This is a genomic window from Methanosarcina thermophila TM-1, assembly GCF_000969885.1.
In the GTDB taxonomy this organism is placed as follows: Archaea; Halobacteriota; Methanosarcinia; order Methanosarcinales; family Methanosarcinaceae; genus Methanosarcina; species Methanosarcina thermophila.
The window spans coordinates 916,205-930,699 of the sequence record NZ_CP009501.1 but is presented as its reverse complement, the minus strand read 5'-3'; the positions used below and the strand labels follow the sequence as shown (position 1 = coordinate 930,699).

12 protein-coding genes and 1 tRNA gene are annotated in these 14,495 nt (G+C 38.3%); 8 read left to right on the top strand and 5 right to left on the bottom strand.

The window, feature by feature from the left end:
- Positions 1-519 precede the first annotated feature (519 nt).
- Both MSTHT_RS03935 and MSTHT_RS03930 read left to right on the top strand, forming a co-directional pair.
- A complete protein-coding gene (locus tag MSTHT_RS03935; RefSeq protein WP_048166651.1) occupies positions 520-1,242 on the top strand; it encodes an ATPase domain-containing protein in 723 nt (240 codons plus the stop codon).
- Positions 1,232-2,107, top strand: coding sequence for a response regulator (locus tag MSTHT_RS03930; protein ID WP_048166650.1), 876 nt, complete (start codon positions 1,232-1,234; stop codon positions 2,105-2,107). Before MSTHT_RS03935 ends, MSTHT_RS03930 begins: the two co-directional genes overlap by 11 nt.
- A 12-nt stretch (positions 2,108-2,119) precedes the next feature.
- On the opposite strand, the gene MSTHT_RS03925 is transcribed toward MSTHT_RS03930, so the two are convergent.
- Both MSTHT_RS03925 and MSTHT_RS03920 read right to left on the bottom strand, forming a co-directional pair.
- A complete protein-coding gene (locus tag MSTHT_RS03925) occupies positions 2,120-2,830 on the bottom strand; it encodes an RAD55 family ATPase (protein WP_048166649.1) in 711 nt (236 codons plus the stop codon).
- A 345-nt stretch (positions 2,831-3,175) separates the two neighbouring features.
- The gene (locus MSTHT_RS03920) at positions 3,176-4,981 is read right to left on the bottom strand and encodes a site-2 protease family protein (RefSeq protein ID WP_048166648.1); all 1,806 of its coding nucleotides are present in this window, start codon (positions 4,979-4,981) and stop codon (positions 3,176-3,178) included.
- A gap of 546 nt (positions 4,982-5,527) precedes the next feature.
- Here MSTHT_RS03920 and cutA point away from each other — a divergent pair.
- From cutA to MSTHT_RS03895, 5 genes are all read left to right on the top strand, one after another.
- Complete coding sequence (gene cutA / locus MSTHT_RS03915; RefSeq protein WP_048166647.1) at positions 5,528-5,845, top strand: divalent-cation tolerance protein CutA; 318 nt, start codon at positions 5,528-5,530, stop codon at positions 5,843-5,845.
- Between the two features lie 364 nt (positions 5,846-6,209).
- A tRNA-Leu gene (locus MSTHT_RS03910) sits at positions 6,210-6,292 on the top strand.
- A 352-nt stretch (positions 6,293-6,644) separates the two neighbouring features.
- Positions 6,645-7,532 carry a substrate-binding domain-containing protein gene (locus MSTHT_RS03905; RefSeq protein ID WP_048166646.1) on the top strand — a complete coding sequence of 296 codons (888 nt, stop codon included), beginning with the start codon at positions 6,645-6,647 and terminating at the stop codon, positions 7,530-7,532.
- A 109-nt stretch (positions 7,533-7,641) separates the two neighbouring features.
- On the top strand, positions 7,642-8,331 hold the full coding sequence (locus MSTHT_RS03900; RefSeq protein ID WP_048166645.1) for an ABC transporter permease: 690 nt from the start codon (positions 7,642-7,644) through the stop codon (positions 8,329-8,331).
- A gap of 21 nt (positions 8,332-8,352) precedes the next feature.
- Positions 8,353-9,414: an ABC transporter ATP-binding protein gene (locus tag MSTHT_RS03895; protein ID WP_048166644.1), complete on the top strand. Its 1,062-nt coding sequence runs from the start codon at positions 8,353-8,355 to the stop codon at positions 9,412-9,414.
- A 351-nt stretch (positions 9,415-9,765) separates the two neighbouring features.
- Here the strand turns inward: MSTHT_RS03895 and MSTHT_RS03890 are convergent, their stop codons facing one another.
- Complete coding sequence (locus tag MSTHT_RS03890) at positions 9,766-10,584, bottom strand: sensor histidine kinase (protein ID WP_331454383.1); 819 nt, start codon at positions 10,582-10,584, stop codon at positions 9,766-9,768.
- Positions 10,585-10,766: 182 nt separating this feature from the next.
- Here MSTHT_RS03890 and MSTHT_RS03885 point away from each other — a divergent pair, with 182 nt between their 5' ends.
- Positions 10,767-12,377, top strand: a complete 1,611-nt coding sequence (locus MSTHT_RS03885) for an IS1634 family transposase (RefSeq protein WP_048166643.1) — start codon at positions 10,767-10,769, stop codon at positions 12,375-12,377.
- Here MSTHT_RS03885 and MSTHT_RS03880 read toward each other — a convergent pair.
- On the bottom strand, positions 12,306-13,490 hold the full coding sequence (locus MSTHT_RS03880) for a GAF domain-containing protein (protein WP_052721825.1): 1,185 nt from the start codon (positions 13,488-13,490) through the stop codon (positions 12,306-12,308). The genes MSTHT_RS03885 and MSTHT_RS03880 overlap by 72 nt on opposite strands.
- A 468-nt stretch (positions 13,491-13,958) precedes the next feature.
- Positions 13,959-14,276, bottom strand: coding sequence for a transposase (locus tag MSTHT_RS13690; protein WP_052721824.1), 318 nt, complete (start codon positions 14,274-14,276; stop codon positions 13,959-13,961).
- Positions 14,277-14,495: the final 219 nt, after the last annotated feature.

Sequence of the window (14,495 nt, the reverse complement as noted above, 5' to 3'; positions counted from 1 at the left end):
GAAGATTGGGGTAAAAAAGAGCAGAAAGAGGCCAAAAGGGTAAAATGAAAGAGATAAAAGGATGATGAAGAAATCTCAGAACTGGTAAAGACAGAATTCAGGATCATTAAGTTAAAAAAGCGCTAACTGGGAAAAGACCAGCCTGAAATCTTGATATAAAGTGCCCAACTGGATATGGATAATCTATGAGTGAATAAAAATATATAGAAAGTGTGACAGAATAAGAATGCGCAATAATAAAAAGAGTGGAACAAGTAATATTCATAAAAATTTGAAATGACGAAAACCTGATAGGCAAAAGTTCTACGGCACGGTAAGACAGTTGGATTAAGATTGGGCAACAAGGTTTGAAGGCTTTGTCTATATAATGCGGAGTTGAATGGAACAAGTCTCTTTATAAACAATTCTAAATTCAGAGTTTGCAGGAGATCGCTCTATCATGCAGGCTAATGATTCTATAATTTCAGAGTACGGGAAGACTATAAAGATAGAATACAGAAAGTAAGAGGGTCTATAAAAATGGACAGGCTTTCAACAGGTATAGAGGAGCTTGACAGGAAGCTAAGTGGGGGTTACCCTGTAAACAAAGTAACCCTTATAACAGGCATAGCAGGGAGTGGGAAAACAATCTTCGGAATTCATTTTATTTATAAAAACTGTCTTGAAGGCAGAAAATGCATGATAATTGCTACTGAAGAGACCCCTGAGGATATCCTCTACCAGGCAAGCCTTTTAGGGCGCGATCTTACCCCGTACTATGAAAGCGGACAGCTTATTATAGAAAATATCTTCGAGAACCGTTCCGAAATTATAGGACAGACCAGGTATGGGTTCAAGCCTGAAAGTCTGGATATTGAAATTCCCAATCTTGTAGAATTAATACGTGAAGGAACGGAATGCCTTGTAATAGACAATATAGGTACCTTTGTTCTTAGGGTGTCCATAAAAAGGCTCAGAGACCAGTTTGATGCGCTGAATTACCTGGTAAGGAAAAAAGGCTGTACTGCGCTTTTAATCATGGATGAGTCCGCACACAACATAACCCACCAGCTTGCTGAATATTCGGTTTACGGGTCTATTCGCCTGCTGGTAAGGGAAAATTCTTACCTTGGAAAAATGGAGCGCTACCTGAGTATACCCAAGATGCGCAGCACTCCTGTTTCTCCTGAGATGTCTATTTTTGAAATCACATCTGAAGGGATAAAGATTCGCGAGTCCGGGGGAGGAAACCTTGTGGAATAAAAAAAGCAGACCGAAAATTCTTATTGTAGATGACATGCTTGAAAACGTAGAGCTTATTGAAGCTTATCTTTCAGTAGAACCATATGATGTCATTACTGCCAGCAGCGGGAAAGAAGCTATTCAGAAATTAGAGGAAGAAAAACCTGATATGATTCTCCTGGATGTCATGATGCCTGAGATCAGCGGTTATGATGTGTGTAAAATCGTCAAAAGCGATCCTAAAAATCAATTTATCCCGGTTTTGATGCTTACTGCGCTTTCCCAGATTGAAGATAGGATCAAAGGAATTGAAGCTGGAGCTGATGATTTTCTTACAAAACCCATAAACAGGCTTGAGCTCAAAACCAGAGTAAAATCTCTACTCAGGGTAAAATACCTCCATGATAGGCTGGTGGCTGACCGCGACAGCCTTGAGATAAAAAACCGGGTACAGGGTATCCTGACCGCAGTCATTCCTACTCTGCTCCAGTTTGTTTCAAATGAGGAAAAGAAGATAATAATTAACCAGATGACAGGCATGGTCGAGAATACCCTGCTTGAGATGTACCATCTTGAAAGCAGGAAGATGGATTTCGCTTATGCAGGCGAGGTTTGCGCCGAGATTATGAACCAGCTGGGTGGAGACTTCTGTTCTGAAATGGGTGAAAAAGATAGCTCGTGCATAGTAAAGGGAACAAAATGCCCCTGGAAGGGGGAAGAAGCCCGAAGAAACCCTATTCTATGCACTTTGACCAGGAAAATATTCTCAATCATAACTTTGAAAGTAGACCCAGATTTCAGTGTTGAAGCACTTAAGACTATAGGAAACAGGAATGATTGCTGTGAATTCCTTATAAGAGGAAGGCAAAGCTCTGTTTTTAGTTAAGCCTGTAAAAGTTCATCTTATGCCTGTGATTATTTGTACTCCTTCAGAGGTAATATCAAATAAGGAATATTTGACAGGCACGGCTTTATCCCTCATCTTTTCAATGTAGAGATATTTTTTTGTTTTTCCAGATTTAAAATTCTCCTGTAAAGTTAACCGAATCAGCCCAAAGACCATATAGCCGGTAAGCCTGTGGGTGAGATTGTAAGAGTCCTCATCCATTATAAAAAGGGTCGTGCATCCATTTTTTAGAAGAATAATACTGATTGAACTAAACTCATCGGCAAACTCTCTTATATCGTGATTTATAGCCATTACCCCTATATTGTCAATAACCACGACATCAACTTCCGAGGATATGGAGCTGAGATACTCGATTATATCGGTGTTCACAGCACAGAGCCCTTTCCCGAATTTGGAAGCGCTCTTGATTTTATTCATTTTGTCTTCAAAGATGTTCTTGATTGTAAGCTGCCCATTCTCCAGAAAAGGCTTGAGATCAAGGTTGAGGCTATGGGACTGGTTGAGAATATCTTCCGTAAGTTCCCTTGTAAGGATTAATATGCATTTCTTGCCTTCCTTGCAGTTCCTGTGAAGGAAGTGAATCCCGAGAATAGTCTTCCCCGAGCCCGGAGGACCTGTAATCAGAATGCTTTTTCCTTTAGGATAACCTCCATCTATCAGTATATCCAGCTCCTCTATTCCTGTAGATAAACTTTCCATATAACCACACCTCAATAGCAGATAATTTTCATAGTTATTATAACATCTCTTAAGTGATATAATCTTTGCCAAAAAATTAATTAAGTTCTAAAATAGAATTATAATCAATGACTAAAACTTCTTAACCAATCTCAAGTGAAAAGTTAAACACGGAGAGCACAGAAAACACGGAACAAAAGAAGTAAGGGGTACAATTAATCTGTGCTTTCCGTATCTTTCTAAAAGATTTAAAAAATGAAAAGGAAAATTAAGAATAATCGGCTTGAATAAAGTACAGATAAAGTAGTAAACCCGAAGATTTATGTTTTTTAAAGGTAAGGGATCTGTCTGAAATTTTGAGGTCAATCAGATCCATTGCCCGACGAAAGGTCCCAATATCATAAAGATAAATGAGAACAGGATCAACATCGAAAAGCTTGCTGTGATCGAATTTGAGACCTTTTCTGAGACCGAATCGCTCCTTGTAAGCCGATATACAAAAGAATAAATATAATCTTTAAACACATGACCTCCGTCCAGAGGCACGGCAGGCAAGCAGTTGAACAGCCCGACATAAAAGTTCAGCCAGCCAATCCAGAGCAGGGTATTTGCGATCCAGAAAATCCCTATTCCCAGAGGCTCTGCCCAGCCCACAGGCTGATAAAACTGTATTATTGTACCTGAGAAGCCACGGAATCCCTCACCTGCAAATCCATAAATAGGAAGTCCAAAGAGAATAAGCCAGCCTGCAGGCACGGTTAGCAGGGATGGAATTTGCTTAAGGGCATCAAGATATACTTTTGCCTGCGGCATCCATACAGAAATCCCCAGCATAGGGAATGCAACAACTCCGTTATTTCCGTAGACAATTCCAAGGAAACCGCGATCATCCTCAGAACTGGAAGACAGCTTCACATCGAAAACTACAGTGCCATTTTCTGTAAGGTTGCCTGTATAATTCTCATGGGGAAGTAACTCTACTTCTACGGTCTGGTTTGCCCGTGTGGTCTCCATAAAGTTTATGAAAGCTGCAACGTTTTGCATTTTCGTATCGTTGATCCTGATCATTGTCATTCCGGTTTCAATCCCTGCTTCTGCTGCAGGGCTTCCCGGAACTACCCCACCCACGATCACTCCACCAATGTAGTCCGAAGGGACTGGAGCAATCTGTAAATCGTGTGTGGAAACAGTATCATTTTTCTCGGCATAGATGCGGACGGTGTCCCCAGGGCTCGTTGTCTCGAGATAGGTTTGCAGATCTACGGCTGTTGTGATATCTGTATCATTAATTTGTGTTATTATCATACCTTCCTCAAGCCCTGCAAGGTCAGCCGGCGAACTTTCGTTTACGGTTAGAACCATTGCATCGCTTAAGGGAGCAATTGCTCCCAGTACAGGCCCAAAGAAAAGTAATAAAGCTACAAAAGCAACGCTGAAATTTGCCATAACGCCTGCTGCAAGAATCCGGGCTCTCTGAGTCCTTGTGGCGCCTGTTACGGGACCGGAACCTGACTCTTCTTGCTTCAATTCCTTAAGCCCTGATCCCTCACTTTCTTGTCTTGCTTTCTTTCTCTTTTCCCATTCCTCGATTTCTTCGATCGTGGCTGTGAGAGGAGGTTCCTTTTCTGTATTCTTTGGCCCGAAAAGCTGTTCATCATCAGGCTCAGCAAAACCCCCTACAGGAACTAGAGCATACAGGATGCCCATTGATTTGACTCTGATGCCTTCAACCCTGCAGAGGATTGCATGTGAAAATTCGTGCACAACAAGCGTAACTATGAGTGCAATAACACCCCAGGTAAAAGGAATAAACTCGTTTACGCCCGGGATAAGCAGGATATTTCTTGGAGCATTGTATTTTCCTGGTTCTGGTACGTTTCCGTTAAGGAATGAAGTATACAGCGCGAGGTCCGAGAGAGCTATGACCAGGAACATTGCAATCATGCCTGCAAACATCAGCAGTATCCCGAGGTTCGCAAAGCTCCTCCAGTAAAGCTTCGGGCGGGCGAGTACATCCAGAAATTTAAGCCCCCTCGTTGTCCTTATCATGAGGATGGGAAGCGGCCCGAATGTGCTTATGTTATACTTCTCCAGAATCCCCTTTCTATCGAGGACGGAAACGAGGAACCAGTACAATAAAATAATACCCAGTGCAATGCTTGTGCCACTCAAGGAAATTCTCCGAAACTATTAAGCTAACCGATTGTGAATTAAGCATAATCAGTTATGAATTACGCCAGCCTGATTTATAACAGGCTGGCTTAAAGTGAATTTTTAATAAGGCTGTAAATATATAGCTGTTGAGAGCATATATAATAAAATTTAATACCGTTGATATATAACTCTGCGTATGGCATTCTACGCCAATTTGTTCATTATGTTGAGAGCTTTAGTACTCAATATGGTATAAAAATGTTATAGTATGCTTTACTATTTATTTTAAATCAATATAATACTGCCACCTTTTTTCAAGAAGACTCATATCCAGAAAAAGGTACATAGTTATATACATCATAATTATATAAAAATATATATGGAATTATGTGGCGACCTATGGAAGATATAATATCTAGATCATGTTAAAGCATGTTAAATTCATAGATACGGCATATCCTGGGAAAATTAATTTCCGTGGAGATGCGATAGATACTAGTCACATAGGAGTAATGTCCCTTGCATCAATTGTGATAATATCAGGTTTCTGTGAGGTGTCTGCTCATGCTTGGAATTGTATATATTACTGCCGGGAATATGGAGAATGCGTCGAAGATTGCAAGAGAGCTTGTCTCAAGGAGGCTTGCAGCCTGCGTAAATATGTTTCCAGTATCTTCGGTTTACCGATGGAAGGAAAAGCTTGAAGAAGACAATGAGATTGCCATGTTCGTAAAAACCGATTCTTCACGTTTTGAAGAGATCACAAAGCTTGTAAGGTCGTTACACACATATGAGCTGCCTGCAATTGAATTCTGGGGAATTGAAGGAGAAAAGGAGTATCTTGATTGGGTCCGTGTTAATAGCTCAGGCGAAGAAACCTGAAAAACAGGCAGGACTAAACATCGAAAATCTAAGGTCGGAAAAGCTGAGCCAGAAAAAATTCAGATCAATAGTCCCAATATTCCTACTTTAAGTTAATTTTAAATTAACTTAAAACTAGCTTAAAATCAATTTAAAATTAACTTAAAATAACTTAGAATTAACTTAGATTTAACTTAAAATTAACTTAAAATTAACTTAAAATTTTTTTCAAATCGTTTATTTACAGGATTAGCTTTATATTCTAGTTCTATCGTTACCTTATTGGATTCCTGAAAAAGCGAAGTAATCTAAGCGGTTGATGGTAGTAAACAAGATATAATCAGGAAATCCATGTAAATATAAACCAAAAATAACTCAGCACCAAGCGGGAGTAACCAAGCGGTCAACGGTGAACGACTCAAGATCGTTTCGCGCAGGCGTTCAGGGGTTCGAATCCCTTCTCCCGCACTAAAATATTAAATTTTTATAAACATAATTTCTATTTTGCAATTTGTTATTCATCGAGCCTGTTTAATAAATATCTCCAGTCCGTCTGAGTTAATGCTAAAGCACTCGGTTCTTCTCTTATGAAATATAAAAATAAAGAGTTAATTGTATTTTCATTAACAATTCTCAAAATTTTAATTTGTTCTTTAAGAATAATCCTATTTTTCATAACCACATAATAATTTTTTCACATCACATAATAATTTTTGTAGTAATGCGTTACTAGAATTAGCTGAAAGTTATAATTGATATAGTTGAGTGAACAAATCGTACTAAATTTTGATAGAATATTTTAATTAATTGGGGGAATAGAATGAATCGCAGAGTCTTTCTTATTATCGGCATACTGGCTATATTGATTGTGGGCGCCGGCATATATGCATATAATACGTCTACACAACCGGAGACAACACGATTAATCGTTTCTACCACGACCAGTTTAGAGGACACCGGGCTTTTAGAAGAGATAGAAACGGCATTTGAAGATAAATATCCCGGAGTAGATGTGTCTGTTATATCTGGGGGTACAGGTATAGCCTTAAAGTATGGTGAAAGAGGAGATGCTGACGTTCTTCTTACTCATGATAAAAATCGAGAAGAGGAATTTATTGAAAGTGGATTCGGCACAAATCGTACAGAAATAGCATATAATTATTTCTGGATTGTGGGACCTGAAAATGACCCGGCTGGAATAAGAGGTCTTAACGCTACAGAAGCCTTTAGCAAAATAATGGAAGAAGGTCAAAACAATCCTGATGAGGTTAAATTTGCATCGCGTGGGGACGATTCGGGCACACATGCAAGGGAGAAACAAATCTGGGAAAGAACTGGAGTAAGCTATGAGGAAGTTAGTGGCTCGGGTGCATGGTACATTGAAAGTGGTAGAGGTATGGGGGAAACTCTTTTGCTTGCCAGTGAGCAGAATGCTTATACTTTAACTGATTCTGGAACATTTCTTGCATATACAAACGAGGGAAGAATCCGGATTGTACCATTAGTGACGACAGGAGATGAACTGCTTAATGTTTATGCAGCAATGCCTGTAAATCCAGAAAGACATCCGAATGTTAATTATGAAGGAGCTCAAAACTTTGTGAACTTCCTTGTTTCTCCGGATGGACAGGAAATAATCCAGAATTTTGGTAGAGAAGAATATGGGCAGCCTCTTTTCATTCCAATATCTCAGGGTTTACCATCATGAAGATGGTTTAAACCATCTTTTTTAGTCAGTGTAACTTAAAAAACTGATACATTCACTCATAAACTATAAAATTGCTAAATTTCAGGGCGTACCAGATTCAGGTGGTTTTTTGAATGAAATTATCAGCGCTATTCTACAGGCAGTAGAATTAATAATAGAGCGCGATCCCGAATTAATAGGAATAACCAGATTAAGCCTTTATGTCTCATTAACTGCAACACTCATAGCTTCCTTAATATCAATTCCTATTGGTGGAATAATTTACTTCTATGAGTTTCGAGGAAAACGAACCTTGATAAATCTTATTCAAACCCTTTACAGCGTTCCCACAGTTTTAGTGGGGCTTTTTCTTTTCCTCCTGATATCTCAACAGGGCCCTTTCGGATTTCTAAATCTTCTTTTTACTCCCACTGGAATGATAATAGGGCAGACGCTGCTCATACTGCCTATTCTTATTGGATTTACTATCACTGCTCTTGTTGGAGTCAGCATCCAGATAAGAGAATTAGCAATCTCTCTGGGAGCCAGTACTTATCAAACAATAATTACCATCATAAAGGAAGCTCGTTATGCTATAATGAGTGCTGTAATACTTGGGTTTGGTAGGGCTATATCAGAAGTAGGAGTTGCCATACTCATAGGGGGTAATATCAGAGGCTTTACAAGGAATTTTACCACTGCCATATCTCTTGAGACATCCAGAGGTAATCTGGTGCTTTCAATTGCTTTGGGATTCATACTTCTCTCCCTGGCTCTACTAATCAATTTAGTATTGAATTATCTGCAGGGTAAAGATTAATTCAATAGGTCAGGTGTAAGGATGAACATAGTAGAGTTGGAAGAAGTTTACAAAAACTATGGAGACCTCCAGGTTCTCAAGAATATTAACTTACAATTTAGAAGGGGGACCAGTACTGCGCTTGTTGGTCCAACTGGATCTGGAAAAACTGTGCTTCTTAGATTAATTGATTTACTGGAAAAACCTTCATCTGGGACTATATATTTTGAAGGTACGAATGCTAACGAATCGAATGATATTCGGCTGAATATAAGAAGGCAAATTGGAATGGTTTTTCAAAAGCCGCTTGCTTTTAAAGCCAGCGTTTATGATAATATCGCTTATGGCTTGAAAGTCAGGGGTAAAAAAGAGAATATGGATAAGAAGATCAAAGAAATCCTTGAGTTGATTGGTCTTCCAGGCTATGAGAATAGAAATGCGCTTAAGTTATCAGGTGGTGAGACTCAAAGGCTTGCCCTTGCACGGGCAATGATTACAGATCCCAGGTTACTCTTACTTGATGAACCGACTGCAAATCTTGATCCTATATCTAAAAAGAAAATGGAAAAACTGATCCTGAGAATTAACCGTGAATCTGAAACAACCATTATAATGACTACTCATGACCTCTCACAGGGTCAAAAGCTTGCAGATAGAATGATTATACTCTATAATGGTCAGATCCTGCAGTCTGGAACACCTGATAGAATATTTAGAAAACCCAAAAACAGATTTGTGGCTGACTTTATTGGTATTGAAAATCTAATGAGCGGTCAAATTGAGGATAGTTCAGATGGTCTCGTAAAAATCAAAACAGATTTCATAACAGTATTTGCTTTATCAGGAAAAAAAGGTAAAGTTCATTTTACTATACGACCTGATGAGATAACAGTATCCAGGGAAAAGTTTCAAACAAGCGCCAGAAATACAATTCAAGGTAAAATTTATAAAATAATTGATACAGGATCATTTATAAAATTGCTAGTAGATACTGGAGAGTTAATCACTGTGTTTATAACGCGCGAATCTCTCAATGAGCTTAGTCTTTCTGTAGGAACCAATATCTGGTTGTATTTTAAGGCATCTGCTGTCCATGTATTTTAATTCAAGATATAAAATAAATCAAAAAGAAATTAATTAGATAACACTGTGAGCTGCTGGAAAAGTATAAAAGGAAGCTGAAATGCTAGATCCACTGTATAATAAAAAATCTTATGTATTATAAGTTCAACCATAACTTTATGAGTAAGTTAGCCGAAGCAATTACTTATATTGTAATTCTGGTTTTTGCGTTCTGGTTCGTTAAAACATCTGTCTCTTTAATTCCTGAAATGCTAAAGTTTCCATAAACCAGAGTGTAGATTCAGAACTTTTAGTATTCGAGTATGCCGTTTTTCAGGAATATTGTTTTTCAAGAATATTTTTTTCAGAATATTGTACTTCTTTAATCTGTTTTCATGCTTCGCAGGCATTTTCTCTGAATTTTATCCTGAATTCGGTCCCTGCTCCTTTTATAAGCTCAATGCTGCCTTCGATCTGTTCCACGAGGAGATTTACAAGTTGAAGCCCGAGAGAAGTAGTATGCCTGAAATCGATTTCATCCGGAAGCCCTATTCCATTATCCGAGACAACCAGTAAATATTCAGGGGGTTCACGCCTGTCAGTGCCTCTATCTTCATCCTCTATTTTGCCGCTGCCTATTCTGTGCAATTTTATCTGGATTTCTCCCTTTCCGTTGGGAAAAGCATGTTTTAGTGAGTTGGATACAAGTTCGTTAATTATAATCCCGAGAGGAATTCCGGTATCCATTCCGAGAAACACACTTTCGAGGTCAAGTTCTAAGTGAATATCCTGATCGCCAACAACATATGAACTGAAGAGCTCATTTGCAAGTTTCTGGAGGTATGGTTTAAAATCAAAGGTCTCAAAGTTTCCGGTTTCTCCTGTTTTATAGAGCTCTTCATGAATTTGAGACATCGATATAACCCGGTTCTGGCTGTCATGGAAGGACTCCCTTACCTCCCTGTCGCTGAAATGTTCAGCCTGAAGGCTTAATAAGGATGAGATCACCTGCAGGTTGTTTTTGATTCTATGGTGAATTTCTTTTTTCCGGATTTCTTCAGTCTTCAGAAGAGCTTGCTCGGCTTTTTTAAGTTCAGTAATATCAAGCATCACACCAACGATTCCGATTATTTCCCCAGATACACTGCTGTAAGTAGCCTTGTGGGCAAGAAAAATTCTTTCCTTTCCATTTATGGCGCATATTATTTTCACTTCATGAGGTATGCTTTTGCCTTCCTCAAGAAGAATCCTGTCATAATAGGTAGAGACTTCGAAGGTTTTATCCGAAAACTGCTTCCTGAACTCAAACCCACTTTCCGCAGTAAAATTTCTTAATTTTATATTTTTTAAATTCTTCCAATACTTTTTATAAAATCTCTTCCCATTTTACCTTGATGACTCTCTCCCCTAGCTCTGAATCCACAACTCATCTTGGTCATTATGGCCTTATTGCTGGCGTATTTGACGAACTTGGCATTTCAGATTTGATTGACACTCTTCTCCCCAAGAAAAGTGGCCATAACATCCCTCATTCTACTGTTCTTAAGGCAATGTGTATCAATGGTTTAGGGTTTACTGAACGTCGTCTTTACCTGTTTCCTGCTTTTTTTGAAAACTTACCCACTGAAAGGTTACTGGGAGAAGGTGTTCTCCCAGAACACCTTAATGATGATGTTTTTGGCAGAACTCTGGACAAAATCCAGGAATGCGGAGCAACCGAACTCTTCAACCACATTATTTTGCAAGCTATGAAACACGTTCCTATTAACCCCCGTTTTTGCCATACAGATACTACAAATTTCAGTGTTCATGGTGACTATGAATACGATAATGATGGCAAAACTATCAACATTACTTATGGTCATCCTAAAGACAAAAGAGTCGACTTACTTCGTTTTACCATTTCCATGGTTACTGACCAGAAAGGAATTCCTCTTTTTGTAAGAGCATTAGACGGCAACAGTTCAGATAAGAAAGTTCTCATCAAAACCATAAAAGAATTAACACAGAACCTGAATCTCGATGAAAGAGTCTACCATGTTGCAGACAGCGCATTTTATACTGAAGATAATGTAAAAGAGATAGGAACTAACGCTTTTTTTATATCGAGAGTTCCGGCAACCATCAATGAAGCAAAGGAACTCTTGATGGCAGACTTAATTCTGGAAACATGCTCTGATGAACGTTATTCTTGTTATGCTGCAAAATCCTGCTATGGTGGAATAGAACAGTTATGGGGTGTATTCTGCTCAGAGGAAATGAAAAAGAAGGAAGAGAAGACATTTGATGAAAAGATTCTTAAGGAGCTTGAAGCAGCAGAAAAATCCCTTAAAAAGCTTTCTAATCGTGAATTTGCCTGTGAAGCTGACGCAAGAATGGCTGCTGAACAATGGTTGAAAGAGAATGAATCATATGAGTTCACGAAACTTGAAATAACAACTAAGGTTCGCAGACTTGAAAACAAGAAAGGAAGACCAAGGAAAAATGAAGAGGTACAGACTTTCTACCTGATAGAAGCGGAGATAAAACATGATCAGGAGAAAGTAAAAGAAAGAAGAGCAAAGTTGGGAAGGTTCATTCTTGCAACCAATGATCTGGAGTTGACTCCAGATCAACTCCTGGAATACTATAAGGAACAGGGAACGGTTGAAAGGGGATTCAGGTTCCTGAAAGATAAGAGTTTCAGAGTGTCTGAGGTATACCTGAAAAAAGAATCCAGAATAGAAGCACTTGCAATGGTAATGGTTCTATGCTTATTGTTGTATTCAATAGCTGAGTGGAAACTGAGAACAAGATTGGAAGAAACAAAAGAGGCTATTAGAAACCAGGTTAAGAAGGAAACACAGACTCCAACAATGAAATGGATATTCTTCCTGTTTAGAAGAATAACAGAGTTAGAGATCGAAATTGAGGGAAAGAGGATAAAGAAAGTATTAAATCTGGATGAGGAAACCATTAAAGTACTGAGATTGATGGGAGAAAAATACGAAAAATATTATATGTGAAAAAATAGTGCGGAAAGTGGGCTCAAACATTGAATGCCCTATTACCTTTTCTTTTGGAAGACCAAGCATTTCTTGGGCAAATCTTTCGTTGCATCCCTGGTAGATTCCCTCCAGATTCCTGTAAAAGACTGGCGAGGGGATGGCATCAAGGAAAGTTTCCAAAAAATACACATTATTCTGAAGGGCTTTCTCAACCTGCTTGCGTCCTGCGATTTCCTCGGTAAGCCTCTCGTTTATTCTTATAAGTTCTGAGGTTCTCTGTTTAACCAGTTCTTCAAGCTGTTCCTTGTACTGGCGGAGTTCTTCTTCAGCATGCCTGCGTTCGATTACTTCAGAAATTAGAACAGCGACCGAGTTGAGGAAAAACGTATCATCCGCAGTAAATCTTTTTGGTCTCTTTGAGTGGACACTCAATACTCCAAAAGGCTTCTCTATCTTTCCTATAGTGACACTTATCCCGCTGGCTATATCATGCTCTTTCAGAAAAGGTGAAGCGCTAAAACGTTTTTCCTTTTTAAAATCTCTTACAATTACCGCAACTTTTGAGTATATAGTGTACCCTGCCTGGTATTCTTTACTCCCGCTGACGATAACCTTTCCTACAAATTCTGGCTCCCAACCTTCACTTGCTCTGAGCAGAAAATTTCCATCAGGACAAAGTTCCATAATTTTACTGTATTCGACACCAAGAGTCCTTGCAACCAGTTTTACACTTTCATCCATAAAAGCCTGCAGGCTTTCGCGCCTGAGAGCCATCCTTCCTATTTTATGGAGTGCATCGCTCTGCCGCTCTTTGATCCGAAGTTTTTCTTTCAGTTTTTTTTGGCTGGTTATATCAAATCCGTAAGCGTTAACCTGATCTTCCCCTTCAAGTGGGTGAAATGAGACAAGGTAAACCTTTTTTCTAAATTTCATTTCTATTGTCTCAGGATTTACTCGGAAAATTACTCTCTTTACGGTATTTCCAATAGATGAGGGGACTTTCTCTCCTATTTTTATGCCCCATTCGTGAAGGAAGAGCTCTGCTGCCCGATTCGAATAGATAACCTTTCCATCCTTTCCTATCCTCAGCATGGGATAAGGACACTGAGAAACAAACTTTTCCACTTCCATTCCTCATGTTTTTCTCTTCAAACTGCTCCCTTTAAAAACCTGCATATTCCGCAGATGTGGATTTAAAATTAGAGCTGCCGAGTTTTAAAACTCTGAGTTCAGAGCCAGATATAATCTTGCCACCAATGGAGCAAATTAAATCTGTGACTTTTTTCTTTGTCCCCTTTTTTTACTCTAAAGACGTGTCTCTCGTTTATACTAGTTTTTTATAATATATTATCTTGATTTTTTACTTTATATTGTTTTATTTTTCATTTTTATTCGCTCTGTAGAAATCCTTAATTTAATCCATAATAATTCTACTACTTTTTCGTTTATATTATAAACTATTAGTTTAACTTTTACCCCTTTTACTTGATTTTTAACCTTTCTTGCTTTTAATGTTTCTCCAAATTTCCTTTTTACTACATATATTATTGTCTTTACTATATTCCTTCTATTGTATGTGATTATGTCAAACCCTACGTGTTACTGCTTTCTATATTTTCCGTTTATTCTCATTCTTTTTCTTTCTCTTAAAGGTACTATTGAATCTGCTTTTATCTCATTTCTTATTAGAGTATGAATTTCTTCGGAATCATATCCATTATCCATCACATAACATTGAGACTTTCTTGACCTATTTGATTTCTTTATCAAAGTACTTACATGCTTAATCCCATGATATGTTTTTTGGCTAATTTTCCATCCTATTATTACCTTTTTTATTGTGTCTACTGATATTGAAGCTTTCAGGAAGCTCCGGCGGAGCTTCCCTGTTCTTTTAGAATAAAGCCGAAATTTCAACCTTGATTTCCGATCTGATTTACTCTCTATACAAGGAAGCTATGGTCTAAAGATTTAAAGAGAAAAACGAAGAGGCAGGGGTTTACTTCATCTCCGTCCTAAAGGACGGGGTATTCGTGACCCTCTACGCTCACGTTGTAAAATAATCATTGAAATAATAATATTAGTAATAAAAAGTTTAGAAAATTATCTTAAGTAGAAATTTTAAAACCAGTAAAA

Excerpts from the sequence above, each read along its gene's own strand:
- MSTHT_RS03885 (WP_048166643.1), top strand. The coding sequence starts at position 10,767 with ATGACTCTCTCCCCTAGCTCTGAATCCACAACTCATCTTGGTCATTAT.
- MSTHT_RS03925 (WP_048166649.1), bottom strand. The coding sequence starts at position 2,830 with ATGGAAAGTTTATCTACAGGAATAGAGGAGCTGGATATACTGATAGAT.
- cutA (WP_048166647.1), top strand. The coding sequence starts at position 5,528 with ATGCTTGGAATTGTATATATTACTGCCGGGAATATGGAGAATGCGTCG.
- MSTHT_RS03880 (WP_052721825.1), bottom strand. The coding sequence starts at position 13,490 with ATGGAAGTGGAAAAGTTTGTTTCTCAGTGTCCTTATCCCATGCTGAGG.
- MSTHT_RS03905 (WP_048166646.1), top strand. The coding sequence starts at position 6,645 with ATGAATCGCAGAGTCTTTCTTATTATCGGCATACTGGCTATATTGATT.
- MSTHT_RS03935 (WP_048166651.1), top strand. The coding sequence starts at position 520 with ATGGACAGGCTTTCAACAGGTATAGAGGAGCTTGACAGGAAGCTAAGT.
- MSTHT_RS03895 (WP_048166644.1), top strand. The coding sequence starts at position 8,353 with ATGAACATAGTAGAGTTGGAAGAAGTTTACAAAAACTATGGAGACCTC.